The 23296-nt window shown below is 59.9% G+C and carries 22 protein-coding genes; 14 read left to right on the plus strand and 8 right to left on the minus strand.

The window, feature by feature from the left end:
* Positions 1-42: 42 nt before the first annotated feature.
* The 4 genes from AC3EMD_RS09690 to AC3EMD_RS09705 form a co-directional block, all read right to left on the minus strand.
* Complete coding sequence (locus AC3EMD_RS09690) at positions 43-711, minus strand: ABC transporter permease (RefSeq protein ID WP_004203269.1); 669 nt, start codon at positions 709-711, stop codon at positions 43-45.
* Positions 711-1340, minus strand: a complete 630-nt coding sequence (locus tag AC3EMD_RS09695) for an ABC transporter permease (protein ID WP_012541296.1) — start codon at positions 1338-1340, stop codon at positions 711-713. The genes AC3EMD_RS09690 and AC3EMD_RS09695 overlap by 1 nt, the downstream gene beginning before the upstream one ends.
* The gene (locus tag AC3EMD_RS09700) at positions 1333-2421 is read right to left on the minus strand and encodes an ATP-binding cassette domain-containing protein (protein WP_180264505.1); all 1089 of its coding nucleotides are present in this window, start codon (positions 2419-2421) and stop codon (positions 1333-1335) included. The genes AC3EMD_RS09695 and AC3EMD_RS09700 overlap by 8 nt, the downstream gene beginning before the upstream one ends.
* Before the next feature lie 437 nt (positions 2422-2858).
* Complete coding sequence (locus AC3EMD_RS09705) at positions 2859-2999, minus strand: hypothetical protein (protein WP_162494490.1); 141 nt, start codon at positions 2997-2999, stop codon at positions 2859-2861.
* Positions 3000-3178: 179 nt separating this feature from the next.
* Between AC3EMD_RS09705 and tdcA the strand changes: the two genes are divergently transcribed.
* The 5 genes from tdcA (at position 3179) to pflB (ending at position 10116) form a co-directional block, all read left to right on the plus strand.
* Complete coding sequence (tdcA, locus tag AC3EMD_RS09710) at positions 3179-4117, plus strand: transcriptional regulator TdcA (RefSeq protein ID WP_302074051.1); 939 nt, start codon at positions 3179-3181, stop codon at positions 4115-4117.
* A gap of 93 nt (positions 4118-4210) precedes the next feature.
* On the plus strand, positions 4211-5200 hold the full coding sequence (gene tdcB / locus AC3EMD_RS09715) for a bifunctional threonine ammonia-lyase/L-serine ammonia-lyase TdcB (RefSeq protein ID WP_002910762.1): 990 nt from the start codon (positions 4211-4213) through the stop codon (positions 5198-5200).
* 25 nt (positions 5201-5225) lie between these two features.
* On the plus strand, positions 5226-6557 hold the full coding sequence (gene tdcC, locus AC3EMD_RS09720; protein WP_004200322.1) for a threonine/serine transporter TdcC: 1332 nt from the start codon (positions 5226-5228) through the stop codon (positions 6555-6557).
* A 27-nt stretch (positions 6558-6584) separates the two neighbouring features.
* The gene (tdcD, locus tag AC3EMD_RS09725) at positions 6585-7793 is read left to right on the plus strand and encodes a propionate kinase (RefSeq protein WP_008804335.1); all 1209 of its coding nucleotides are present in this window, start codon (positions 6585-6587) and stop codon (positions 7791-7793) included.
* 28 nt (positions 7794-7821) lie between these two features.
* A complete protein-coding gene (gene pflB, locus AC3EMD_RS09730) occupies positions 7822-10116 on the plus strand; it encodes a formate C-acetyltransferase (protein ID WP_022065994.1) in 2295 nt (764 codons plus the stop codon).
* Between the two features lie 51 nt (positions 10117-10167).
* Here the strand turns inward: pflB and AC3EMD_RS09735 are convergent, their stop codons facing one another.
* The gene (locus tag AC3EMD_RS09735; protein WP_032431965.1) at positions 10168-10314 is read right to left on the minus strand and encodes a hypothetical protein; all 147 of its coding nucleotides are present in this window, start codon (positions 10312-10314) and stop codon (positions 10168-10170) included.
* A gap of 289 nt (positions 10315-10603) precedes the next feature.
* On the opposite strand from AC3EMD_RS09735, the gene AC3EMD_RS09740 reads away from it, so the two are divergent.
* The 5 genes from AC3EMD_RS09740 to AC3EMD_RS09760 all read left to right on the plus strand — a co-directional run bounded on the left by AC3EMD_RS09740 (position 10604) and on the right by AC3EMD_RS09760 (position 15570).
* Positions 10604-11662 carry a branched-chain amino acid ABC transporter substrate-binding protein gene (locus AC3EMD_RS09740; protein ID WP_302074183.1) on the plus strand — a complete coding sequence of 353 codons (1059 nt, stop codon included), beginning with the start codon at positions 10604-10606 and terminating at the stop codon, positions 11660-11662.
* Between the two features lie 109 nt (positions 11663-11771).
* Entirely contained in the window at positions 11772-12686 is a 915-nt protein-coding gene (locus tag AC3EMD_RS09745) for an ABC transporter permease subunit (protein ID WP_008804338.1), read from the plus strand.
* A 9-nt stretch (positions 12687-12695) separates the two neighbouring features.
* Positions 12696-13982, plus strand: coding sequence for a high-affinity branched-chain amino acid ABC transporter permease LivM (gene livM, locus AC3EMD_RS09750; RefSeq protein ID WP_012967797.1), 1287 nt, complete (start codon positions 12696-12698; stop codon positions 13980-13982).
* The gene (locus AC3EMD_RS09755) at positions 13979-14854 is read left to right on the plus strand and encodes an ABC transporter ATP-binding protein (RefSeq protein ID WP_008804340.1); all 876 of its coding nucleotides are present in this window, start codon (positions 13979-13981) and stop codon (positions 14852-14854) included. The genes livM and AC3EMD_RS09755 overlap by 4 nt, the downstream gene beginning before the upstream one ends.
* The gene (locus AC3EMD_RS09760; RefSeq protein WP_008804341.1) at positions 14851-15570 is read left to right on the plus strand and encodes an ABC transporter ATP-binding protein; all 720 of its coding nucleotides are present in this window, start codon (positions 14851-14853) and stop codon (positions 15568-15570) included. The genes AC3EMD_RS09755 and AC3EMD_RS09760 overlap by 4 nt, the downstream gene beginning before the upstream one ends.
* 5 nt (positions 15571-15575) lie before the next feature.
* On the opposite strand, the gene AC3EMD_RS09765 is transcribed toward AC3EMD_RS09760, so the two are convergent.
* Complete coding sequence (locus AC3EMD_RS09765) at positions 15576-16469, minus strand: LysR substrate-binding domain-containing protein (protein WP_008804342.1); 894 nt, start codon at positions 16467-16469, stop codon at positions 15576-15578.
* Between the two features lie 283 nt (positions 16470-16752).
* Here AC3EMD_RS09765 and pckA point away from each other — a divergent pair, with 283 nt between their 5' ends.
* The gene (gene pckA / locus AC3EMD_RS09770; RefSeq protein WP_012967799.1) at positions 16753-18396 is read left to right on the plus strand and encodes a phosphoenolpyruvate carboxykinase (ATP); all 1644 of its coding nucleotides are present in this window, start codon (positions 16753-16755) and stop codon (positions 18394-18396) included.
* A gap of 49 nt (positions 18397-18445) precedes the next feature.
* Here pckA and AC3EMD_RS09775 read toward each other — a convergent pair whose 3' ends face one another.
* Positions 18446-18922: a GNAT family N-acetyltransferase gene (locus AC3EMD_RS09775; protein WP_012541306.1), complete on the minus strand. Its 477-nt coding sequence runs from the start codon at positions 18920-18922 to the stop codon at positions 18446-18448.
* Positions 18923-19020: 98 nt separating this feature from the next.
* Here AC3EMD_RS09775 and AC3EMD_RS09780 point away from each other — a divergent pair, with 98 nt between their 5' ends.
* From AC3EMD_RS09780 to AC3EMD_RS09790, 3 genes are all read left to right on the plus strand, one after another.
* Positions 19021-19953 carry a LysR family transcriptional regulator gene (locus AC3EMD_RS09780; protein WP_012541307.1) on the plus strand — a complete coding sequence of 311 codons (933 nt, stop codon included), beginning with the start codon at positions 19021-19023 and terminating at the stop codon, positions 19951-19953.
* Between the two features lie 305 nt (positions 19954-20258).
* The gene (tcuC, locus tag AC3EMD_RS09785; RefSeq protein ID WP_032432118.1) at positions 20259-21554 is read left to right on the plus strand and encodes an MFS transporter; all 1296 of its coding nucleotides are present in this window, start codon (positions 20259-20261) and stop codon (positions 21552-21554) included.
* An 11-nt stretch (positions 21555-21565) separates the two neighbouring features.
* Complete coding sequence (locus tag AC3EMD_RS09790) at positions 21566-22375, plus strand: substrate-binding domain-containing protein (protein WP_008804347.1); 810 nt, start codon at positions 21566-21568, stop codon at positions 22373-22375.
* Here the strand turns inward: AC3EMD_RS09790 and psrA are convergent.
* The gene (psrA, locus tag AC3EMD_RS09795; protein WP_008804348.1) at positions 22350-23249 is read right to left on the minus strand and encodes an L-proline-binding transcription factor PsrA; all 900 of its coding nucleotides are present in this window, start codon (positions 23247-23249) and stop codon (positions 22350-22352) included. The two genes, AC3EMD_RS09790 and psrA, sit on opposite strands and share 26 nt — an antisense overlap.
* Positions 23250-23296 lie beyond the last annotated feature (47 nt).

The following is a 23296-nucleotide window of genomic DNA, read 5'->3' on the forward strand; positions in this document are numbered from 1 at the left end:
AGGTTAATCAGCCCCAGGCGCTGGGGTCATGTCAGTTTCACGCTAATAAGGCGCGGCAATACGGCGATGAACCAGGCGGCCGGCGCAGCGGGCGAAAAGCAGTTCACCGCCTATCGCCAGCAGGGAAACCACCAGCGAGCCGCCTATCACCTGCGGGATATCCCGCTGCCCGAGGCCGTCGATCAGAAAACGTCCCAGCCCGCCCAGACCGGCATAGGCCGCGACCACCGCCGTGGCGATAAGCTGAACCAGCGCCGTGCGCACACCGGCGAGGATCAGCGGCGCCGCCAGGGGGATCCGCACCTGCCACAGGCTTTGCCAGGGGGTCATGCCCAGCGCGATGGCCGCATCGCACAGCGGGCGGTCGGCGTGATAAATCCCCACCCAGGTGTTAGTGAGGATGGGCGGGATCGAGAGCGCAATAAGCGCCGCCAGCACCGGGATATCGTTAAAGCCAAAAACGATGATGCATAATAAAATCAGCCCTAACGAAGGGATGGCGCGGCCAAGATTAAACAGGTTAATCACCACGAAGGCGCCTTTGCGCCAGTAGCCCAGCGCGATGCCGAGCGGCAGGGCAATGGCGCAGGCCACGGCCATACTGACCAGCACGTAATAAAGGTGTTGGCCCAGGCGCAGCAAGATGCCCTCGTCACCCAGCCAGTGCTCCGGCTGGGTTAGCCAGTGAAAGGTGGCGAGAAGCAGCGTCATCATTCGGTCCACGGCGTTAGCCAGTCGCCAAGACGGGCAATCAGCCCGTCAAAGACCAGCGACAGGAGCAGGCTCAGGACCAGGCTAACGACAATCGGCGTCAGAAAGTCCTGATTAAAACCCGCCAGCAGCAGCTGCCCCAGCCCGCCCTGGCCGATCAGCGCAGTGACGGTGACCAGGCCGACCAGCGTCACCGAGGCAATGCGCAGCCCGGCAAACAGAGAGGGCAGCAGCAGCCACAGCTCGATATCGAAGAAGCGGAACCCGCGGGTGTAGCCGAGCGCCCGCGCGGACTCCAGCGCCGCCTGCGGCAGCTTCTCCATGCCAGCCAGCACGTTGCGCAGCAGGATCAGCAGGGAGTACAGCGTCAGGCCAATCAGCGAGGTGGTCAGCGACAGCCCGGTAAACGGTAGCAATAAAATAAACAGCGCCAGCGAGGGAATGGTAAAGAGCACGCCGCACAGGGTGATGAGCGGCTGCGCCGTCGCGGGCCAGCGTAAGGTCATCGCTAACAGGCCGCCGGTGAGCAGGGAGCCGAACAGCAGGGCCAGCAGGACCATCCGCGCATGCTGCCAGAGCAGATCGCCGATCATCGCGTGGTTATCGATAACCCAGCTCCAGTCAATCATGAGATCGCACCCCCACCGCGCCGTCGAGCACTTGCTGCAGCAGGGCGTGAGACACCGCCCCCTGGTATTGTCCTTCACCATCCACATGCACCAGCACGCCGGTCGCCACGTCGAGCAGCGCGCTATAGGCAAAACGCAGGCTGTGGCTGCTGGCGAGCGGGCGCTCCACCGGCAGGGTGAGACCCCGCTGCGGATCAAACCAGTGCAACGGGCGTCGCTGGCGGTCAAGCACCAGACGCAGCGGGCTGGCCAGCGGTGGATGGGTACTGGCGATCGGCGTCAGCGCTTCGTCGAGCAGGGGGACATCGTGACGCGGCAGCTGGCCGACCTGTATCATGCCCAGCCGCTTCAGATTGGGCTCCGGGCCGATAAAGCGGCGCACGAACTCGCTCGCCGGGTGGGCCAGAATACGGTCGGGTGTATCAAACTGCGCCAGCACGCCGCCTTCCTGGAAAATGGCGATTTTATCGCCGAGACGGATCGCTTCATTGATATCGTGGGTCACTAATACAATGGTTTTCTGCAGTCGTTGCTGCAGGAGCAAGAGCTCATCCTGGAGGCGTTCGCGGACCACCGGGTCGATGGCGGCGAAAGGCTCATCCATCAGTAAAATGGGCGGATCGGCGGCGATGGCGCGGGCGATGGCCACGCGACCCTGCTGGCCGCCGGAGAGCTGATGCGGATAGCGGTGCAGCAGATGACTATCGAGCGACATCAGCGCCACCAGTTCGTCAATCCGCGCGCGGATCCGTGCTTTGCTCCAGCCCGCCAGCCGCGGCACGGTCGCGATATTTTGCGCCACGGTACGATGGGGAAAGAGCGCAGCGCTTTGCATCACGAAGCCGATCTGGCGGCGGATCTGGATAATATCAGCGTCAGCGAGGCGGACCCCCTGAATATAGACGTCGCCGCTGTCGGGAATATCCAGCTGGTTAATCATCCGCAGGATAGTCGTTTTTCCGCAGCCGCTCGGGCCGACGAAGGTGCAGAATTCGCCATGATCAATATCCAGACTGAGGTCGCGAATGGCCGGCTGGGCGCTGCCTGGATAGGTTTTAAAAAGATGCGTTAATTTAATCATGGCGGAATTCAACACTCTGAATAATAAAGTCCTGACCCGGATAAAGTGGCGCCGGGATCCTGGCTCAAACTACAGAGCGCCTGCGGGGAGGGCAAATACGTTATTTGCATTTGCATAGTGAAAAGCTGGTTAATCAGTTGCTATGGAAGAGAGGCCGGGAAGTTGTTTTATGGATTTGTGATCGGCAACACAAATGACTCTCAAGCGGCCACCGTAAAAGATAAATTACCAGGGTTGATTTTAATCAAAGTATGACCGCCTGCGATATGGCGGAAAAAGCAGCGCCGTCCGCCGCAAAACAAAAACAAGATTGTGAATTTAATGTTTCTATCGTGTAAATAATGACCGCGCATTTTTCCCAACCGCCGGGGATAAAATGTGATGCCCGACCGGCTTGTCGTTAAATAACGGCGTTTATTACGTCTGCTTTTTATTGTTTACAGCATTAATTTAATTTTCGGCTTTCTTCTCACCCTGATAGCGCGGGTCGAATAACGTACAAAAGGCGTATTTTTTATCGCCATTTCGCTGTCGATGTTATCGCCATCAATTATTTTTATCCCCGCATTCGACCACAGTAAAAGGCGCGCAAATAGCGTTTATGATGCTTGTAATTTGTTGATTTTAATTTACTTATTCTGACTCGTGGCTCCTGCTTATCCTCCGCGGCGGAGCCTTTGTGAGAGCTCTCACATAACCCGGTGATCGCGATTTGTTACACTTTCCGCCGTCAACAAAGGAATGAAAGTGAGACGCGATGAATACTTTTTCTCTGCCTAAAACACAGCATCTGGTGGTTTTCCAGGAAGTGATCCGCAGTGGGTCAATCGGGGCCGGAGCAAAAGCGTTAGGACTCACTCAGCCGGCGGTCAGTAAAATCATTGGTGACATGGAAAGTTATTTTGGCAGCGAATTAATCGTCCGGCGAAATACCGGCGTCTCGCTCACCGAGGCCGGGCAGGTATTTCTCAACTGGTCAGAAGCGATCACCCGTGAAATGAAAAATATGGTCAATGAAATGAATGATCTGACCAACAGCGCGGTGGTGGATGTCTCCTTTGGTTTCCCTTCGCTGGTCGGGTTTACCTTTATGTCGGAGATGGTGCATCAGTTTAAAATGACCTTCCCGAAGGCGCGGGTATCGATGTATGAAGCGCAGCTCTCCGCTTTTTTACCGGCGATCCGCGACGGGCGTCTCGACTTCGCCATCGGGACGCTGAGCGATGAGATGAAACTGCAGGACCTGCACGTCGAGCCGCTGTTTGAGTCTGAGTTTGTGCTGGTGGCGAACCGGGCGCGGATCGGCAACGGCACCGTCCGTCTGGCCTCGCTCCAGCATGAGCAGTGGGTGCTGCCGGAGACCAATATGGGCTATTACAGTGAACTGCTGGCCACCCTGCAGCGCAGCGGCATCCGCCGCGAAAATATCGTCAATACCGATTCGGTGGTGACGATCTATAACCTGGTACTCAATGCCGATTTTCTGACGGTGATCCCCTGCGACATGACCACGCCGTTCGGCTCGAGCCAGTTTGTCACCATCCCCATTAAAGAGGCCTTGCCGGTGGCGCGCTATGCGGCGGTATGGTCGAAGAATTACCGGCTTAAAACCGCGGCGGCGTCGCTGGTGGAGATGGCGAAACAGTACTCTTCGGGGCAGGGAAACCGCCACTGGCAGCCAATAGAAATTGCCTGACTGATATTGATTAAATAACCCAACACACGTCCTCGCTGTTATCAGCAGGATGACGCCCGGTCATTGACTTTATATTAAGATACAGAGGCCATCATGCATATTACCTACGATCTTCCGGTATCCATTGACGATATTCTCGAGGCGAAGCAACGCCTGGCGGGAAAAATATATAAAACGGGCATGCCCCGCTCGAATTATTTTAGCGAACGCTGCCAGGGGGAAATATTCCTTAAATTCGAAAATATGCAGCGCACGGGCTCATTTAAAATTCGCGGCGCGTTTAATAAGCTGTGCGGTTTAACCGCAGCGGAAAAACGCAAAGGGGTGGTGGCCTGCTCGGCGGGCAACCATGCGCAGGGGGTCTCGCTCTCCTGCGCCATGCTCGGCATTGACGGGAAAGTGGTGATGCCGAAAGGGGCGCCGAAATCGAAAGTCGCCGCCACCTGTGATTATTCGGCAGAGGTAGTCCTGCATGGCGATAACTTTAACGATACCCTCGCCAAAGCCAGCGATATTGTTGAACTTGAGGGCCGTATTTTTATTCCCCCCTATGACGACCCGCAGGTGATTGCCGGGCAGGGAACGATTGGTCTCGAAATATTAGAAGATCTTTATGACGTGGATAATGTCATCGTGCCGATTGGCGGCGGGGGATTAATTGCCGGCATCGCGATTGCGATTAAATCCATTAACCCGACAATCCGCATTATTGGCGTGCAGTCAGAAAATGTTCACGGGATGGCCGCCTCCTGGTATGCCGGGGAGATCACCAGCCATCGCCACGCCGGCACCTTAGCCGATGGTTGCGATGTCGCCCGGCCAGGGAAACTGACTTATGAAATCGCCCGCCAGCTGGTGGATGACATCGTCCTGGTGAGTGAGGACGACATTCGCCAGAGCATGGTCGCCTTAATTCAGCGCAATAAAGTGATCACCGAAGGGGCCGGGGCGTTGGCCTGCGCCGCGTTATTAAGCGGCAAATTAGACAGCTATATCCAGAACCGCAAAACGGTCAGCCTGATTTCCGGCGGCAATATCGATCTCTCGCGGGTTTCGCAAATTACGGGTTTTGTTGACGCTTAATTCAATACATAAGTGAGGACAGGATATGAGTACGACTGAGAGCATTGCATCCAGCCAGACAAGCCTTTCGTCCTGGCGTAAATCTGACACCACCTGGACCCTGGGCCTGTTTGGCACCGCTATCGGCGCCGGGGTGCTGTTTTTCCCGATCCGCGCCGGCTTCGGCGGGCTGATCCCGATCCTGGTGATGCTGGTGCTGGCCTATCCCATCGCCTTCTATTGCCATCGGGCGCTGGCCCGGCTATGCCTGTCGGGAGCTAACCCCTCCGGCAATATCACCGAAACGGTGGAAGAGCATTTTGGCAAAACCGGCGGGGTGGTGATCACCTTTCTGTACTTCTTCGCCATCTGCCCGCTGCTGTGGATTTATGGCGTCACGATCACCAATACCTTTATGACCTTCTGGGAGAACCAGCTGCAGATGCCGGCCCTCAACCGCGGGGTGGTGGCGCTGCTCCTGCTGCTGCTGATGGCGTTTGTCATCTGGTTTGGTAAAGACCTGATGGTCAAGGTGATGAGCTATCTGGTGTGGCCGTTTATCGCCAGCCTGGTGGTGATCTCCCTGTCCCTGATCCCTTACTGGAATAGCGCGGTGATTGACCAGGTCAACCTCAGCGATATCGCCTTAACCGGTCACGACGGCATTCTGGTGACGGTATGGCTGGGCATCTCCATCATGGTGTTCTCCTTTAACTTCTCGCCGATCGTCTCCTCATTTGTGGTCTCCAAACGCGAAGAGTATGAAGCGCAGTTTGGCCGGGAGTATACCGAACGCAAATGCTCACAGATCATCTCCCGGGCCAGCATGCTGATGGTGGCGGTGGTGATGTTCTTCGCCTTCAGCTGCCTGTTTACCCTCTCGCCGCAGAACATGGCGGACGCCAAGGCGCAAAATATCCCGGTGCTCTCCTATCTGGCGAACCACTTTGCCTCGATGTCGGGCACCAAATCCACGTTTGCCACCCTGCTGGAGTATGGCGCGTCGATCATCGCCCTGGTGGCCATCTTCAAATCGTTCTTCGGCCACTATCTCGGCACCCTCGAGGGGCTGAACGGTCTGATCCTGCGCTTCGGCTATAAAGGGGATAAAACCCGGGTCTCCAGCGGCAAGCTCAATACCCTGAGCATGGTGTTCATCATGGGCTCGACCTGGGTGGTGGCGTATGCCAACCCCAATATCCTCGACCTGATTGAGGCCATGGGCGCGCCGATTATCGCCTCGCTGCTGTGCCTGCTGCCGATGTACGCCATTCGTAAAGCGCCTTCGCTGGCCAAATACCGTGGACGTCTCGATAACCTCTTTGTGACCGCCATTGGTCTGCTGACCATCCTCAACATCGTTTACAAACTGTTCTAATCCGGCTCAGGCCACGCGGAGTACAACATGACTGAATTTCCGGTAGTACTGGTGATCAACTGCGGCTCGTCGTCGATCAAATTTTCCGTCCTGGACGCCGCCAGCTGCGACTGCCTGCTGAACGGCGTGGCCGAGGGCATCAACGCGGAACGGGCGTTTCTCTCGCTCAACGGCGGCGAGCCGGTGGCGCTGGCGCAGCGCGGCTATGAAGGCGCCCTGCAGGCGATTGCCGGGGCATTAGCCCAACGCGACCTCATCGACAGCGTGGCCCTGATTGGCCACCGCGTTGCCCACGGCGGCGACCTCTTCACCGAGTCGGTCATTATTAGCGAGGAGGTTATCAATAACATTCGCCAGGTATCGTCCCTGGCCCCGCTGCATAACTACGCCAGTCTCAGCGGCATCGCCTCGGCGCAGCGGTTGTTCCCGCAAGTGATGCAGGTGGCGGTCTTTGATACCAGCTTTCACCAGACCCTGGCCCCGGAAGCTTTTCTCTATGGTCTGCCGTGGGAGTATTACCAGAACCTCGGGGTACGCCGCTACGGTTTCCACGGTACCTCGCACCGCTATGTGTCCCGGCGCGCCCTGGCGCTGCTCGGGTTGCCGGAGCAGGAGAGCGGCCTGGTGATCGCCCACCTGGGCAATGGCGCCTCGATCTGCGCGGTGCGCAACGGCCGCAGCGTGGACACCTCGATGGGGATGACGCCGCTGGAGGGGCTGATGATGGGCACCCGCAGCGGCGATGTCGACTTCGGCGCCATGGCGTGGATTGCCGGGGAGACCCGGCAGACCCTCAGCGACCTGGAGCGGGTGGCCAACACCGCCTCCGGCCTGCTGGGGATCTCCGGCCTTTCCTCCGACCTGCGGGTGCTGGAGCAGGCGTGGCATGAGGGCCATGCCCGCGCCCGCCTGGCAATTAAAACCTTTGTCCATCGCATCGCCCGTCATATTGCCGGTCACGCCGCGGCGCTGCAGCGTCTCGACGGCATTATTTTCACCGGCGGGATTGGCGAGAACTCGGTGCTGATCCGTCGGCTGGTAAGCGAGCGGCTGGCGGTATTTGGCCTTGAGATGGACGTCGCCCGCAACCAGCAGCCGAATTCGGCCGGCGAGCGCCTGATCTCCGCCGACGGCAGCCGGGTGCGCTGCGCGGTTATTCCTACCAATGAAGAGCGCATGATTGCCCTCGATGCGATCCGCTTAGGTCGGATCCACACGGCGGCGGCGCTGGCCTGACTTTTTATTCTGTAGAGAGACGATGTTCATGAAAGTAGATATCGACACCCACGACGCACAATACGCCGACGCCTGGCAGGGCTTTCGCGGTACGGCGTGGCAAACGCAGATCGACGTCCGCGACTTTATTCAGCATAACTACACCCCTTACGAGGGCGATGAGTCTTTCCTCGCCGACGCGACGCCAGCGACCACCGCCCTCTGGGAGCAGGTGATGGCCGGGATCCGCGTCGAGAACGCCACCCATGCGCCGGTGGATTTCGACACCAATGTCGCCACCTCCATCACCGCCCACGCGGCGGGCTATATCAACCAGCCGCTGGAAAAGATCGTCGGCCTGCAAACGGACCAGCCGCTGAAGCGCGCCCTGCATCCTTTTGGCGGCATCAATATGATCAAAAGCGCCTTCGAGGCCTATGGCCGCGAAATGGATCCCGCCTTTGAGTATCAGTTTACGGCGCTGCGCAAGACCCACAATCAGGGGGTATTTGACGTCTATTCCCCGGATATGCTGCGCTGTCGCAAGTCGGGGGTGCTGACCGGGCTGCCGGACGGCTATGGCCGCGGACGGATCATCGGCGATTACCGCCGCGTCGCGCTGTACGGCATCCGCTATCTGGTTCGCGAACGTGAGCTGCAGTTTGCCGACCTGCAGCCAGCCCTTGAGCGCGGCGAGGCGCTGGAGGCCACCCTGCGCCTGCGCGAAGAGCTGGCCGAACAGCGGCGCGCGCTGCAGCAGATGCAGGAGATGGCGGCCCGCTACGGCTGCGATATCGCCCACCCGGCGCGCACTGCCCGGGAGGCGGTGCAGTGGCTGTACTTCGCCTACCTGGCGGCGGTGAAGTCGCAGAACGGCGGCGCCATGTCGCTGGGGCGCACGGCCACCTTCCTCGACATCTATATCGAACGCGATCTGCGGGCGGGTCGGCTCAATGAACAGCAGGCCCAGGAGCTCATTGACCACTTCATCATGAAGATCCGCATGGTGCGTTTCCTGCGCACCCCGGAATTTGACACGCTGTTCTCCGGGGATCCCATCTGGGCGACGGAGGTGCTGGGCGGTATGGGGCTGGATGGCCGCACCCTGGTCAGTAAAACCACCTTCCGTTACCTGCATACCCTGCACACCATGGGGCCGGCGCCGGAGCCGAACCTGACCGTGCTCTGGTCGCAGGCGCTGCCGGTGGCGTTTAAAAAATATGCCGCCCGGGTCTCTATCGCCACCTCGTCGCTGCAGTATGAGAACGACGATCTGATGCGCAGCGATTTTCACAGCGACGACTACGCCATCGCCTGCTGCGTTAGCCCGATGGTGATCGGCAAGCAGATGCAGTTCTTCGGCGCCCGCGCCAATCTCGCCAAAACGCTGCTCTACGCGATTAACGGCGGGGTGGATGAGAAACTGAAGATCCAGGTGGGGCCGAAAACCGACCCTCTGCGTGATGAGGTGCTGGACTATGACACCGTGATGGCGAGCCTCGACCACTTTATGGACTGGCTGGCGGTGCAGTACATCAGCGCGCTGAACATCATCCATTGTATGCATGATAAGTACAGCTACGAGGCGGCGCTGATGGCCCTGCACGACCGCGACGTCTACCGCACGATGGCCTGCGGCATCGCCGGCCTGTCGGTGGCGGCGGATTCGCTGTCGGCGATAAAGTACGCCCGGGTGAAGCCGGTGCGCGATCACCACGGGCTGGCGGTGGACTTTGTCATTGAAGGCGACTATCCGCAGTACGGCAACAACGACGATCGGGTCGATGCCATCGCCTGCGACCTGGTGGAGCGCTTTATGCGCAAAATTCAGGCGCTCCCCACCTGGCGTCAGGCGGTGCCGACCCAGTCGATCCTGACCATCACCTCCAACGTGGTGTACGGGCAGAAAACCGGCAACACGCCGGACGGACGTCGGGCGGGGACGCCGTTCGCCCCGGGGGCCAATCCGATGCATGGCCGCGACCGCAAAGGGGCGGTGGCGTCGCTGACTTCGGTGGCGAAACTGCCGTTTACCTACGCCAAAGATGGCATCTCGTATACCTTCTCCATCGTGCCGGCGGCCCTCGGCAAAGCCCCGTCGGCGCAGGAAAACAACCTGGTGGGGCTGCTGGACGGCTACTTCCACCACGAGGAGACGGTGGAGGGGGGACAGCATCTTAACGTCAATGTGCTGAACCGGGAAAAGCTGCTCGATGCGATAGAACACCCGGAGCAGTATCCGAATCTGACGATCCGCGTCTCCGGCTATGCGGTCCGCTTTAACGCGCTGACCCGCGAGCAGCAGCAGGATGTGATCTCCCGAACGTTCACCAGTCAACTCTGAGCGGCCGCCAGGCCACAGGAGAGCCTTTAACGGGCTCTCCTGTTATCATCTTCACATTACCGCAACAAAATAATCACCACTGTTGATCATATTCGCATTTTTGCACCACGCTGGCGCGCAGCGACCGCTAACTGCATCTATGTTTAGCTCACGGGTCGGTACGGATACCGCGTTGTCCGGCTCGCCACGTGATGGCAACCGATCTCCTGACCTGAAAGGGAATGCGCCCTTGCCGGATGCGGCACGGGTTGCCGTCGCGTGCGCACTGACCGGGGCGTCCGCTCTCTGGCGCGACCTCTCTACCTGGCGGGATTTTTGCTTCTTCCACCCTGGCCGTCCTGGCGCTGCGCCAACGTCGGCACCACACGGTAAGTGATATTTTCTGCGTCATTCCATGACGCCAGGCTTTACATCGCTGAGGAATATCCGAATGTCTTTGAAACTGAAAACAATGACGCTTCATGTTGTGATAGCAGGTTGTATGAGCATGGCCTTTTACGCCCAGGCAGACGTGAAGATCGGCGTCGCCGGGCCCTTTACCGGACCCAACGCCACCTACGGCGCCCAGTACTGGAAAGGGGCTTCACAGGCGGTGGCCGATATCAATGCCGCCGGCGGTATCAAAGGCGAAAAGATTGTGCTGGTGCAGGGGGATGACGCGTGCGAACCGAAGCAGGCGGTGGCGGTGGCCAACCGGCTGATGGATGAAGCGAAAGTCTCCGCCGTGGTGGGGCACTTTTGCTCTTCCTCAACGATGCCGGCCTCCGAGGTATATGACGAAGCCGGGATCCTGACCATTACCCCCGGCTCGACCAACCCGCAGATCACCGAGCGCGGCATGAAGGACCTTTTCCGCATGTGTGGTCGTGACGATCAGCAGGGGGCGATTGCCGCCAACTATATGCTGGACGTGCTGAAGGCGAAGAAAATTGCCGTCATCCACGATAAAGACACCTATGGTCAGGGGCTGGCCGATGCCACCCGCGCGGCGCTGGCGAAGCGGGGCACCAAAGAAGTGTTGTACGAAGGCCTCTCCCGCGGTGAAAAAGACTTTAACGCCCTGGTGACCAAGATCGGCGCCCTCAAGCCGGACGTGGTCTACTTTGGCGGCTGTCATCCGGAAGCGGGCCCGCTGGTGCGTCAGATGCGCGAGCAGGGGGTGCAGGCTAAATTCTTCTCCGGCGACTGTATCGTCACCGAGGAGCTGGTGACGGCCGCCGGCGGGCCGCAGTTCACCAACGGCGTGCTGATGACCTTTGGTCAGGACCCGCGCACTCTCCCGGAAGGCAAAGCGGTGATCGAGAAGTTCCGCGCCAGCGGCTTTGAACCAGAAGGCTATACCCTCTACGCCTACGCCTCCATTCAGGCCATTGCCGCGGCCTGGAACGCCGTGGGTACCGATAACGCCAAAGCCAGCGACTGGCTGAAGAGCCACGACGTCGATACGGTAATGGGTAAGAAAGCCTGGGATGGCAAAGGCGACCTCAAGGTGTCCGACTACGTGGTCTATCAGTGGGACGACAAGGGCAAATATCATCAGCTCTGATCGGCCACGACCTGAGGACGCTCTGTCCTTTTGACTTGCGAATCGTCACATCACGGCGGTCGACCGGGAACGGAACCCGGCGGCCGTCTGCCTGGCGGCTGGAGGGGCTATGACGGCGTTTTTTCTGCAACAACTGATCAATGGGCTGACGCTGGGCGCAGTGTACGGCTTAATCGCCATCGGCTACACCATGGTGTATGGGATCATCGGCATGATCAACTTCGCCCACGGCGAGGTGTATATGGTCTCCGCCTATCTGTGCGCCATCGGCCTGGCGCTGCTCTCTTTCTTCGGGATCCACTCCTTTCCGCTGCTGATTTTCGCCACCCTGGTGTTCACCATCGTGGTCACTGGCGTATATGGCTGGGCGATCGAGCGCATCGCCTACCGGCCGCTGCGCAACTCGACGCGACTGGCGCCGCTGATCTCGGCTATCGGGATGTCGCTGATCCTGCAGAACTATGTCCAGCTGAGCCAGGGGCCGAACCAGCAGGGGATCCCGACGCTGCTCAGCGGCGCGCTGCGCATGACGGTGGGCGATGGGGTGGTGCAGATCACCTGGACCAAAGTGTTTATTCTCGTCGCGGCGCTGGTGGGGATGCTGACCCTGACCTGGATTATCCAGTACACCCGGCTGGGGCGCATCTGTCGCGCTACCCAGCAGGACCGGCGTATGGCGGCGATCCTAGGCATCAATACCGACCGGGTGATCTCCCTGGTGTTTGTCATCGGCGCGGCGATGGCCGGTCTGGCCGGCGTGCTGGTGACCATGAACTACGGCACCTTCGACTTCTATATCGGATTTATTATCGGCATCAAAGCCTTCACCGCCGCGGTGCTGGGCGGGATCGGCTCGCTGCCTGGCGCGATGCTGGGCGGACTGCTGCTCGGGGTGGCCGAAGCCCAGTTCGCCGGGCTGGTGAATTCGGATTACAAAGATGTCTTTTCCTTTGCGCTGCTGGTGGCGATCCTGATTTTTCGCCCGCAGGGGCTGCTGGGACGTCCGCTGGTGGCCAAGGTCTAAGGAGGCTTTATGGGTGAATTTACGCGCCAGCCTGCGCGGGATATCAAAAGCGCGCTGATCGACAGCGTGCTGGCCGGTCTTTGCGCGTTAATTGTCTTTGGCCCGATCGTCGGCGTGGTGCTCAAAGGGTATGGTTTTACCCTCGCGCCCGCGCGGGTGGCGATCCTCGTGGCGGTGGTGATGGCCGGCAGGCTGGCGCTCAGCCTGCTGCTGCAGAGCCGTCGGGGAAAAGCCTTTATTGCCCGCTTTGAGGGGGCGGATGACGGGGTGTACGTCCGGCCGCCGGGATACCGCTCGCGGCTGCGCTGGATAATGCCGCTGCTGGCGGTCCTGGCCATTGCCTTTCCATTTCTCGCCAGCAAATACCTGCTGACCGTGGCGATCCTCGGCCTGATCTACGTTCTGCTCGGCCTGGGGCTGAACATTGTGGTGGGCCTCGCGGGCCTGCTCGATCTGGGCTATGTGGCGTTCTACGCCATCGGCGCCTACGGCCTGGCGCTGGGCTACCAGTACCTGGGCCTCGGCTTCTGGGCGATGCTGCCGCTGGGGGCGGTGATGGCGGCCCTCGCCGGGGCGTTGCTGGGCTTTCCGGTGCTGCGCATGCATGGCGACTACCTGGCCATCGTCACCCTCGGCTTTGGCGAAATCATTCGCCTGGTGCTTAACAACTGGGTGAGCTTCACCGGGGGGCCCAACGGCGTACCGGTGCCGTCGCCCACGCTGTTTGGCCTCGAGTTTACCCGCCGGGCCAGGGATGGCGGCATCCCCATCCATGAGTTTTTCCACGTCAGCTACAACCCCAACCTGAAATTCATCTTTCTCTACGCCGTGCTGTGCCTGGTGGTGATGCTGGTGCTGCTGGTGAAACATCGTCTGACGCGGATGCCCATCGGCCGCGCCTGGGAGGCGCTGCGCGAGGATGAGATCGCCTGTCGGGCGATGGGGCTCAACCACGTGCTGGTGAAGCTCTCGGCGTTTATGCTCGGCGCGTCGACCGCCGGCATCGCCGGGGTGTTCTTCGCCAGCTATCAGGGGTTTGTTAACCCGACGTCGTTCACCTTTTTTGAGTCGGCGCTGATCCTGGCGATTGTGGTGCTCGGGGGAATGGGCTCCACCCTGGGAGTGGTGCTGGCGGCGTTTGTCCTGACGGTCACCCCGGAGCTGCTGCGCGGTTTTGACGAATATCGGGTGCTGCTGTTCGGCGTGCTGATGGTGGTGATGATGATCTGGCGGCCGCGCGGCCTGGTGCGCACCAGCCGCAGCGGGGTTGCGTTGCGAAAAGGAGTCGCGCCATGACCGACAGCATCTTACGCGTTGAGCATCTGATGATGCATTTCGGCGGCATCAAAGCGCTGAATGATGTCAATCTGGAGGTGGAGCGGGGGTCGATCACCGCCCTGATCGGCCCCAACGGCGCGGGCAAGACCACGGTGTTTAACTGCCTGACCGGTTTTTACCGGGCGACGGGGGGGAGCATCGTGCTGCGGGCGCGGGAAAAGGTTACCGATGTCATTCAGGTGCTGGGGCAGAAGCTTCACCCGGACGATTTTCTCCACCCGGCGCAGCTGGGGCGGCGGATCTATTACAAGATGTTCGGTGGCACCCATCTGGTGAACCGCGCTGGCCTGGCGCGCACCTTCCAGAATATACGTTTATTCCGCGAGATGTCGGTGATTGAGAACCTGCTGGTGGCCCAGCATACCCAGGTTAACCGCCATCTGCTGGCCGGGATCCTCAATACTCGTGGGTATCGGCAGGCGGAGAGTCAGGCGCTGGATCGCGCTTTTTACTGGCTGGAGGTGGTGGAGATGGTGGACTGCGCCAACCGTCTGGCGGGGACCCTCTCCTATGGACAGCAGCGGCGGCTGGAGATCGCCCGCGCCATGTGTACCCGCCCGGAGATGATCTGTCTGGACGAGCCGGCCGCCGGCCTCAACCCGGTGGAAACCCAGGCGCTGAGCCGGATTATTCGCTTTTTGCGCCAGCAGCACGGCATCACGGTGCTACTGATCGAGCATGATATGGGGATGGTGATGGAGATTTCGGATCATATCATCGTCCTCGATCACGGGGACGTCATCGCCCGCGGCGTGCCGCAGGCGATCCAGGCTAACGCCAGCGTGATTGCCGCCTATCTTGGCGCTGAGGAAGAGGAGACGCGCCGATGAGCCAGCCATTGCTTGCCTTTAATGAGGTGGATGTCTTCTACGGGCCGATCCAGGCCCTGAAGCAGGTCTCCCTCACCGTCAACGAGGGAGAGACGGTGGCGCTGATCGGCGCCAACGGCGCCGGTAAATCAACGCTGCTGATGTCGGTCTTCGGCCAGCCGCGCATTGCCGGCGGGGAGATTTTCTATCGCGGGGAGGCGATCAGCCGGAAATCGACCCACTTTATCGCCAGTAACGGCATCGCCCAGGCCCCGGAAGGGCGGCGCATCTTTCCCGATATGACCGTCGAGGAGAACCTGCTGATGGGGACCATTGCTATTGGCAACCGCTATCAGGCCGAAGACAAGGCGCGGATGTATCAGCTGTTCCCCCGGCTGGAAGAACGGCGGGGACAGCGGGCGATGACCCTCTCCGGCGGCGAGCAGCAGATGCTGGCCATCGCCCGGGCGCTGATGAGCCGACCGCGCCTGCTGCTGCTGGATGAGCCGAGCCTGGGGCTGGCGCCGCTGGTGGTGAAGCAGATTTTTCAGATCCTGCGCGAGCTGACGGCCCAGGGGATGACGCTGTTTCTGGTGGAGCAGAATGCCCGCCATGCCCTCAACCTGTCGGACCGCGCCTATGTGATGGTGAACGGTCAGATCCGCCTGAGCGGCAGCGGCCAGGCGCTGCTCAACGACCCGGAGGTGCGTAAGGCATATCTGGGGATCAGCGGCTGAGGGGGTTATTCCCGCGGTTCGTTACGGGTTTTAATGTGCTGCCAGAAACGTTCGGCGGCCTGGTTAAGCCGCGAGCCGGAGCGGTAGAGCCAGGCGCCGATCGGCAGCGACAGGCGGTCATCGAGGATCGTCAGTCGGCCTTCGTCCAGTTCGCGCTGAATAGAGTATTGCGGCAGCCAGCCCACGCCGTCGCCATTGAGGATCATGCGCTTGAGCAGCTCGCTCATGGAAGAGACGAAGGTGAGGGAGAAGGTGATCTCCGGCGTGCGGTCGATCACCTGGTTCACCTGGCGCCCCATATAGCTGTCGTTGGCGTATTTCATCAGCGGCAGCACGCCGCGATGTAAATGAAACAGCGGGCGGCCATGTTCGTCGCAGGGGGAGACCAGGTGCAGGTAAGAATCAAAAATTTTATGATTAATAAACGGATAGTTCATTAATTCTTCATTATAGAAGGAGAGGATAAAATCGCTTTTTCCCTCTTTCAGGTTAAATACGGCGTCGTTGACGTTAATCGATTCAACATGAAAAGTCTTATTTTTACGGTCGGTGTAACCGGCGATGATTTCCGGCAGTAATAACACCGACAGCGAAGGGGCCGCGTCGATTCTTATTTTCTGGGTCGTGTTATTTAAACCCTTAATACGACTGATCTGAAAATCCATGTCATCGAGCATATTTCGCGCATAGCCGACAAAAATTTTCCCGCGGTTGGTCAATTGCAGGGGGTTGGCGCTACGATCGAAGATGCTGAATCCGAGGGAGGCCTCCAGCGACTGGATGCGTCGACTGAACGAGGACTGAGAGATGTTGCGGGCTTTGGCCGCCAGGGTAAAGCTGCGTGACTCCTCAAGGGCAATCACATCATACAGCCATTTAACTTCCAGATTTGCCAACACCGATCCAGTCCTCAAAAACGCAATAAAGGCTATGCAATTTTAGCATAGCGCATAGAAACTATGCAATTAACATAATTATCGACAGGTGTTAACATTTTTTGGAAAGTTGAGATTTATGAATGCATATCGGCGACCCTACATGAGCACGATATGAAATCGCGACTCACGGTTATTTATTGCTTTATTTTATTGTCCAGGACTTATCTTATTAAATCGCCGGCGACGATGACGAAAGCAATGAATAACCCAGGCCTCTTACCTTAAATAGTTTGTCAGGAGTTCCATGTCACAACAAATTGAATCAGTTAAAATGGCTCTGCAGGAGCTGGGGATTAATGCAAGCGGCGAATTCTTTTACAACCCTGATTACGATTTGCTTATTGCACATGAAACCGCTCCTGAACTGACCGGCGCGGCCCGCGGCGTGATGACCGACTCTGGCGCTGTGGCTGTTGATACCGGGATCTTCACCGGCCGTTCACCGCGCGATAAATACATCGTCCGCGACGAACAGACTCGCGACACCGTCTGGTGGGCAGACTCCGGCCTCGGCCGCAATGACAACAAACCGTTATCGCCAGACGTGTGGCGCAGCCTGAAAAGCCTGGTGGCGGGCCAGCTGAGCGGTAAAAAACTGTATGTCATCGACGCCTGGTGTGGCGCCAGCCCGGATACCCGCCTTGGCGTACGCTTCGTTACCGAGGTGGCGTGGCAGGCTCACTTTGTCAAAAACATGTTTATCGTGCCGAGCGCCGACGAGCTGGCCAGCTTTACGCCAGACTTCGTGGTGCTCAACGGCGCGGGCTGCACCAATGCCAACTGGCAGGCGCAGGGGATGAACTCCGAGAACTTCGTCGCCTTTAATCTCAGCGAGCGTATTCAGCTCATCGGCGGTACCTGGTACGGCGGCGAAATGAAGAAAGGGCTGTTCTCGGTCATGAACTACCTGCTGCCGCAGAAAGGCATCGCGTCGATGCACTGCTCGGCCAACCGTGGCGAAGCAGGGGACGTGGCGCTGTTCTTCGGCCTCTCCGGTACCGGCAAAACCACCCTGTCGACCGATCCGCATCGTCAGCTGATTGGCGATGACGAGCACGGCTGGGACGATGACGGCGTGTTTAACTTTGAAGGCGGCTGCTACGCCAAGACCATCAATCTCGACCCGCAGGCGGAGCCGGAGATTTATGGCGCCATCCGCCGCAATGCGCTGCTGGAAAACGTGGTGGTGCGCGCTGACGGCAGCGTGGATTATGCCGACGGCAGCAAAACCGAAAACACCCGCGTCTCCTATCCGCTGTCGCATATCGACAATATCGTCAAGCCGGTATCCCGCGCGGGCCATCCGTCGAAGGTGATTTTCCTTGCCGCCGATGCGTTTGGCGTCCTGCCGCCGGTCTCCCGTCTGACCACCGAGCAGATGCAGTACCATTTCCTGTCGGGTTTCACCTCGAAGCTGGCGGGTACCGAGCGCGGCATTACCCAGCCGACGCCGACCTTCTCCGCCTGCTATGGCGCGGCGTTCCTGCTGCTTCACCCAACCCAGTACGCCAGCGTCCTGGCGGCGAAGATGGCGGAATCCGGTGCGGAAGCCTGGCTGGTCAACACCGGCTGGAACGGCGAGGGCAAACGCCTGTCGCTGCGCGATACCCGCAGCATCATTAGCGCGATCCTCAACGGCACTACCGGCCCGCTGCGCGATGAGACCATCCCGGTGTTCGGTCTTGCGATCCCGCAGAGCATTCCAGGGGTAGACAGCGCGGTGCTGGATCCGCGTAATGGCTGGAGCTCAGCGGATAAGTGGCAGGAGAAGGCCGAGAGCCTGGCTCAGCTGTTTATGGATAACTTTAAGCAGTACAGCGATACCGAAGCGGGCGCGCGTCTGGCGCTGGCCGGTCCGCAGCTGCAGAATAGCGCGGTCGAAGCCTGATCCGCGGCCAGCAGGTCGACGCCTTGCGCCGACCTGCTGGCGAGCCGCTTTACTCCGCAAAGGCCCGCAGCGCATCGCCCGTGAGTCGATAACGCACCCACTCATCCTGCGGCTGCGCGCCAATGCTCAGATAGAAATCAATCGCCGGCTGGTTCCAGTCGAGCACGCTCCACTCCAGACGCCCGCACTGACGCTGTACAGCATATTGCGCGATGGTTTTCAGCAGCGCTTTTCCGGCGCCTATCCCGCGAAAGTCGGGGGTGACGTACAGATCCTCCATATAGATACCATTGCGTCCAAGCCAGGTGGAATAGCTGGTGAAGAACACCGCGTAGCCCACCGCTTTGCCCGCCACCTCGCAGATCAGCGCTTCGGTTTTGCTGCCGCTGGCAAACAGCGTCTCTCTGATCTCCTCTGCCGTCGTCACCACCTCTTCAGGGGCTTTCTCGTAGACCGCGAGTTCATAAATCATGTCGTAAATAGCGGTGGCGTCGTCCGGGGTGGCCTGGCGGATCGTGATGCTCATGGGGCGTCCTGTATCAATAGTCAAAAGAGAGCAAAATTGCTGACCCTGAGGATAAGCGGTATTGTGAAAAGAATTAAGTGCAATGAAATCAGCAAACGATGAATATTATGCATCCTGTCCTGCGCCGGATTGACCTCAACCTGCTGCCAGTCTTTGACGCGGTCTATCGCTCCCGCTCGGTGCGCCTGGCGGCGGAAGAGCTGGCAATGAGCACCTCGGCGCTGAGCCATGCGCTTTCCCGGCTGCGCAGCGCCCTCAACGATCCGCTGTTCTATCGCGAAGGCCACCGGATGTGTCCCAGCGTCTATGCCAGCCAGCTGGCGCCCTCTATTGCTTCGGCGCTGAAGTTTCTCAACCAGGAGCTGACGCCGCCGGCGGCGTTTGTGCCGGCCGCCAGCACCGACTGCATGCAGATTGCGATCACCGATTTCACCGCGTTCTGCGTCTTTCCGACCCTGATGCACCACCTGCAGCGTGAGGCGCCCGGGCTGCGGTTTGAACTCCGTTATCTGCCCCACAGCCCGGCGCTGACCGAGCTGCTGGCGGGCGAGGTCGACCTGGCCCTCGGGTTCAATACCCCTGACGAGCCAGCCCATCCCGATCTTGAGGAGATTAACTGGCTGCGGGACGAATATGTGGTCATCAGCCAGGCCGACCGGACGGCGCTGACCCTGGACGCCTACCTTGCTGCCCGTCATCTGGTGGTGACCCCGTGGAATGAGCAGCAGGGGGTGCTGGACTGTGAGCTGGAGCGGCAGGGCTATTCGCGGCAGGTGGCGATGAAAACCCCCTCGATGCTGAGCGCGCCCTTCATTATTGAGCAGAGCGACCTGTTGATGGCGCTGCCCCGGCGAGCGGCGGAGACGATGGCCCGCGCCGCCCGGCTGACCATTTTCCCGCTGCCGTTTCCGGTTCCGCCGTTTGACGTCAAGATTTACGCCCACCAACGCAGCGGGAAACGCGAAGCTACCCGCTGGCTGATCGCTCTGTTGCAGACGCTGGTAGGGGAGTCTGCCGCTTCCGCTTCCTGACGCGCTTTGCGGCCGGCAGCGTGTATCCTCACCTAAGGCCAGGGTTTTTATGCCGTCAACCCGCGGCGACGTACCCTGGCCTCGGTCACAAAACGGAAAACTGACTTTTTCGCCGTCACCCGCGGCGTGGTTAGCACGGGATGTGTTAAATGGTTGTATGTAAAAGTAATGTTAATTAGTTAAATGTTATTCATGCGTAAAATGCATTAATGGATGCGTTTATTACGCTTATTTCGTTCCCGGTTCTGTTTCAGTCTTCAGCAACAGGCGCGCGACAACGCGTGGATAACAAACTGGAGACCTGCATGCATTCGACAACCTCACTGATGAGTACCCGTGACCGGATCGGCGCCATCCTGCGCGTCACGTCCGGTAACTTTCTCGAACAGTTCGACTTTTTCCTGTTCGGGTTTTATGCCACCTACATCGCACATACCTTTTTTCCGGCGAGCAGTGAATTCGCCTCGCTGATGATGACCTTCGCGGTCTTTGGCGCCGGCTTTTTGATGCGCCCCATCGGCGCTATCGTGCTTGGCGCCTACATCGACAAGGTGGGGCGGCGCAAGGGGCTGATCGTCACCCTGTCGATCATGGCCACCGGCACCTTTCTGATCGTGCTGATCCCCTCTTACCAGACCATTGGCCTGTGGGCACCGCTGCTGGTGCTGATCGGCCGTCTGCTGCAGGGCTTTTCCGCTGGCGCCGAGCTGGGCGGGGTGTCGGTCTATCTGGCCGAGATCGCCACGCCGGGCCGCAAAGGCTTTTACACCAGCTGGCAGTCGGGTAGTCAGCAGGTTGCCATTATGGTGGCGGCCGCGATGGGCTTTGCCCTCAACGCGGTGCTGGAGCAGAGCGCCATCAGCGACTGGGGCTGGCGCATTCCGTTCGTCTTCGGCTGCCTGATCGTTCCGTTCATTTTCATCCTGCGCCGTAAGCTGGAGGAGACCCAGGAGTTTACCGCCCGCCGCCATCATCTGGCGATGCGCCAGGTGTTCGCCACGCTGCTGGCGAACTGGCAGGTGGTTATCGCCGGGATGATGATGGTGGCGATGACCACCACCGCGTTCTATCTGATCACCGTCTATGCGCCGACCTTTGGTAAAAAGGTGCTGATGCTCAGCGCCTCTGACAGCCTGCTGGTTACGCTGCTGGTGGCGATTTCCAACTTCTTCTGGCTGCCGGTGGGCGGGGCGCTGTCTGACCGCTTTGGCCGCCGGCCGGTGCTGATTGCCATGACCCTGCTGGCGCTGGCTACCGCCTGGCCTGCACTGACCCTGCTGGCGAACGCGCCGAGCTTTTTGATGATGCTGAGCGTGCTGCTGTGGCTGTCGTTTATCTACGGCATGTACAACGGGGCGATGATCCCGGCGCTGACCGAAATTATGCCTGCCGAAGTGCGCGTGGCAGGTTTCTCGCTGGCCTACAGCCTGGCGACGGCGGTATTTGGCGGCTTCACGCCGGTGATTTCCACGGCGCTGATCGAGTATACCGGTGATAAAGCGTCTCCCGGCTACTGGATGAGCTTTGCCGCCATCTGCGGCCTGCTGGCCACTTGCTACCTCTATCGCCGTAGCGCCGTTGCGCTGCAGACGGCACGTTAATCAGGGAGAAGATGATGCGTAAAACGACAGGAACCCTGCTGGCCACGCTGCTGCTGGCCGCCACCGGCGGCAGCGCGCTGGCCGCAGAGGTCACCGTGATGATCTCCGGCGGCTTCAAAGCGGCGCTGGAAAAGCTGGCCCCGGCGTGGGAAAAACAAACTGGCAACCACCTCGTGGTGATCCCCGGCCCGTCGATGGGGAAAACGCCGCAGGCGATCCCTAACCGCCTGGCGCGGGGCGAACACGCGGACGTGGTGATTATGGTCGGGGATGCGCTAACCAGCCTCGAAAAAGCGGGCCGTACGCAACCGGGTTCGCGTCGGGAGCTGGCCGACTCGCCGATCGGCGTGGTGGTGAAGGCGGGGGCGCCGCTGCCGGCTATCCATAGCGCAGACCAGCTGCGAGCGACGCTGCTGGCGGCGCCGTCGGTCGCGTACTCCGACAGCGCCAGCGGACGCTATGTTAGCTCGACGCTGTTCCACACCCTGGGCATTGATGACGCGATGCAGAGCAAAGCGCAGATGGTGGAGCGCATTCCGGTAGCCTCGGAAGTGGCGAAGGGACGGTATGCGATCGGTTTTCAGCAGGTGAGCGAACTGCTGCCGGTACCCGGCGTGACCTTCGTTGGCGAACTGCCGGATAACCTGCAGTACATCACCCGCTTTGCCGGGGCGGTGACTATCAGCGCCGACCACCCGCAGGAAGGCAAAGCGCTGCTGGCGTATCTGGCCTCACCGGCGGCGCAGGAGACCATCCACGCCACCGGCATGCGAAGCGTGGCCGCCACCACGCCGGTCAGCCAGAAGGATACTGTTCAATAATCAGCTTCTCCAGCTCTGCCGCCACGTAGGACTGAATACGGCCGCTGAGGCGGATCAGGCCTACCGTGCGCGTGACCACCGGGTCAGTGAGCGGCACAGCGCGGAGAACGGAATGCTCCCCGGCGGGCATCGACATCGCGGGCACGGCGGCAATGCCGATGCCCGCTTCCACCATCCCCAGCATCGTGGTGACGTGGCGGGTTTCGCAGATACTTGGCCGCGCCGGCGTCAGATGCGCCAGCTCCCGGTCGAGCAGCGTCCGGTTGCCCGAGACCCGATCCAGGCCAATATAATCCTGTTCAAAATACGCCTGCCAGCTGAGGTGCGTCTTGCGCGCCAGCGGATGATCGTACCGACAGGCGGCCACATAGCGGTCGTCGGCCAGTGGGGTGAATTCGAGACTGGCTGGCAGGTTTTTGGCAAAACAGAGGCCAAAGTCAGCCTGTCCGCTGCTGACGGCCTCAATCACATTCCCGACGCTGCTGTCAATCAACCGGATGCGCACCTGGGGATAACGCGCCTGAAAGCTGCGGATGATTTCCGGCATAAAGTAGTAGGCGGCGGAGGGCACCGTCGCCACCGTCACCAGCCCGGTGCGCGCCTTGCTGACCTGGCTGATATCCGCCAGCACCGTCTCGACATGGGCCAGCAGCTGCTCCGAACGTTCGGCAAAATTTTGCCCATACAGCGTGAGGGTCACCCGCCGGGTGGTACGTTCGAACAGCCGGTTGCCCAGCGCCGTCTCCAGCTTTTCGATGCGTCGGCTAAGGGCCGACTGCGACAGGCAGATGGATTCAGCGGCCAGCCGAAAACTGCCATATTCCATCAGGGCGCGAAAGGCGTAGAGATCGTTGAAGTCAAAATTTACGGGCATGGCGGCGGCATCCTTATCGGCTGTCTGGCGCCATCGCCCCGTCCGGC

Source organism: Klebsiella sp. PK18 (assembly GCF_057784655.1).

What these genes read in the sequence shown, in the direction of transcription:
- AC3EMD_RS09690 (WP_004203269.1), bottom strand. Translation starts at nt 711, where the DNA reads ATGACGCTGCTTCTCGCCACCTTTCACTGGCTAACCCAGCCGGAGCAC.
- AC3EMD_RS09695 (WP_012541296.1), bottom strand. Translation starts at nt 1,340, where the DNA reads ATGATTGACTGGAGCTGGGTTATCGATAACCACGCGATGATCGGCGAT.
- AC3EMD_RS09700 (WP_180264505.1), bottom strand. Translation starts at nt 2,421, where the DNA reads ATGATTAAATTAACGCATCTTTTTAAAACCTATCCAGGCAGCGCCCAG.
- tdcA (WP_302074051.1), top strand. Translation starts at nt 3,179, where the DNA reads ATGAATACTTTTTCTCTGCCTAAAACACAGCATCTGGTGGTTTTCCAG.
- tdcB (WP_002910762.1), top strand. Translation starts at nt 4,211, where the DNA reads ATGCATATTACCTACGATCTTCCGGTATCCATTGACGATATTCTCGAG.
- tdcC (WP_004200322.1), top strand. Translation starts at nt 5,226, where the DNA reads ATGAGTACGACTGAGAGCATTGCATCCAGCCAGACAAGCCTTTCGTCC.
- tdcD (WP_008804335.1), top strand. Translation starts at nt 6,585, where the DNA reads ATGACTGAATTTCCGGTAGTACTGGTGATCAACTGCGGCTCGTCGTCG.
- pflB (WP_022065994.1), top strand. Translation starts at nt 7,822, where the DNA reads ATGAAAGTAGATATCGACACCCACGACGCACAATACGCCGACGCCTGG.
- AC3EMD_RS09740 (WP_302074183.1), top strand. Translation starts at nt 10,604, where the DNA reads ATGGCCTTTTACGCCCAGGCAGACGTGAAGATCGGCGTCGCCGGGCCC.
- AC3EMD_RS09745 (WP_008804338.1), top strand. Translation starts at nt 11,772, where the DNA reads ATGACGGCGTTTTTTCTGCAACAACTGATCAATGGGCTGACGCTGGGC.
- livM (WP_012967797.1), top strand. Translation starts at nt 12,696, where the DNA reads ATGGGTGAATTTACGCGCCAGCCTGCGCGGGATATCAAAAGCGCGCTG.
- AC3EMD_RS09755 (WP_008804340.1), top strand. Translation starts at nt 13,979, where the DNA reads ATGACCGACAGCATCTTACGCGTTGAGCATCTGATGATGCATTTCGGC.
- AC3EMD_RS09760 (WP_008804341.1), top strand. Translation starts at nt 14,851, where the DNA reads ATGAGCCAGCCATTGCTTGCCTTTAATGAGGTGGATGTCTTCTACGGG.
- pckA (WP_012967799.1), top strand. Translation starts at nt 16,753, where the DNA reads ATGTCACAACAAATTGAATCAGTTAAAATGGCTCTGCAGGAGCTGGGG.
- AC3EMD_RS09775 (WP_012541306.1), bottom strand. Translation starts at nt 18,922, where the DNA reads ATGAGCATCACGATCCGCCAGGCCACCCCGGACGACGCCACCGCTATT.
- AC3EMD_RS09780 (WP_012541307.1), top strand. Translation starts at nt 19,021, where the DNA reads ATGAATATTATGCATCCTGTCCTGCGCCGGATTGACCTCAACCTGCTG.
- tcuC (WP_032432118.1), top strand. Translation starts at nt 20,259, where the DNA reads ATGCATTCGACAACCTCACTGATGAGTACCCGTGACCGGATCGGCGCC.
- AC3EMD_RS09790 (WP_008804347.1), top strand. Translation starts at nt 21,566, where the DNA reads ATGATGCGTAAAACGACAGGAACCCTGCTGGCCACGCTGCTGCTGGCC.
- psrA (WP_008804348.1), bottom strand. Translation starts at nt 23,249, where the DNA reads ATGCCCGTAAATTTTGACTTCAACGATCTCTACGCCTTTCGCGCCCTG.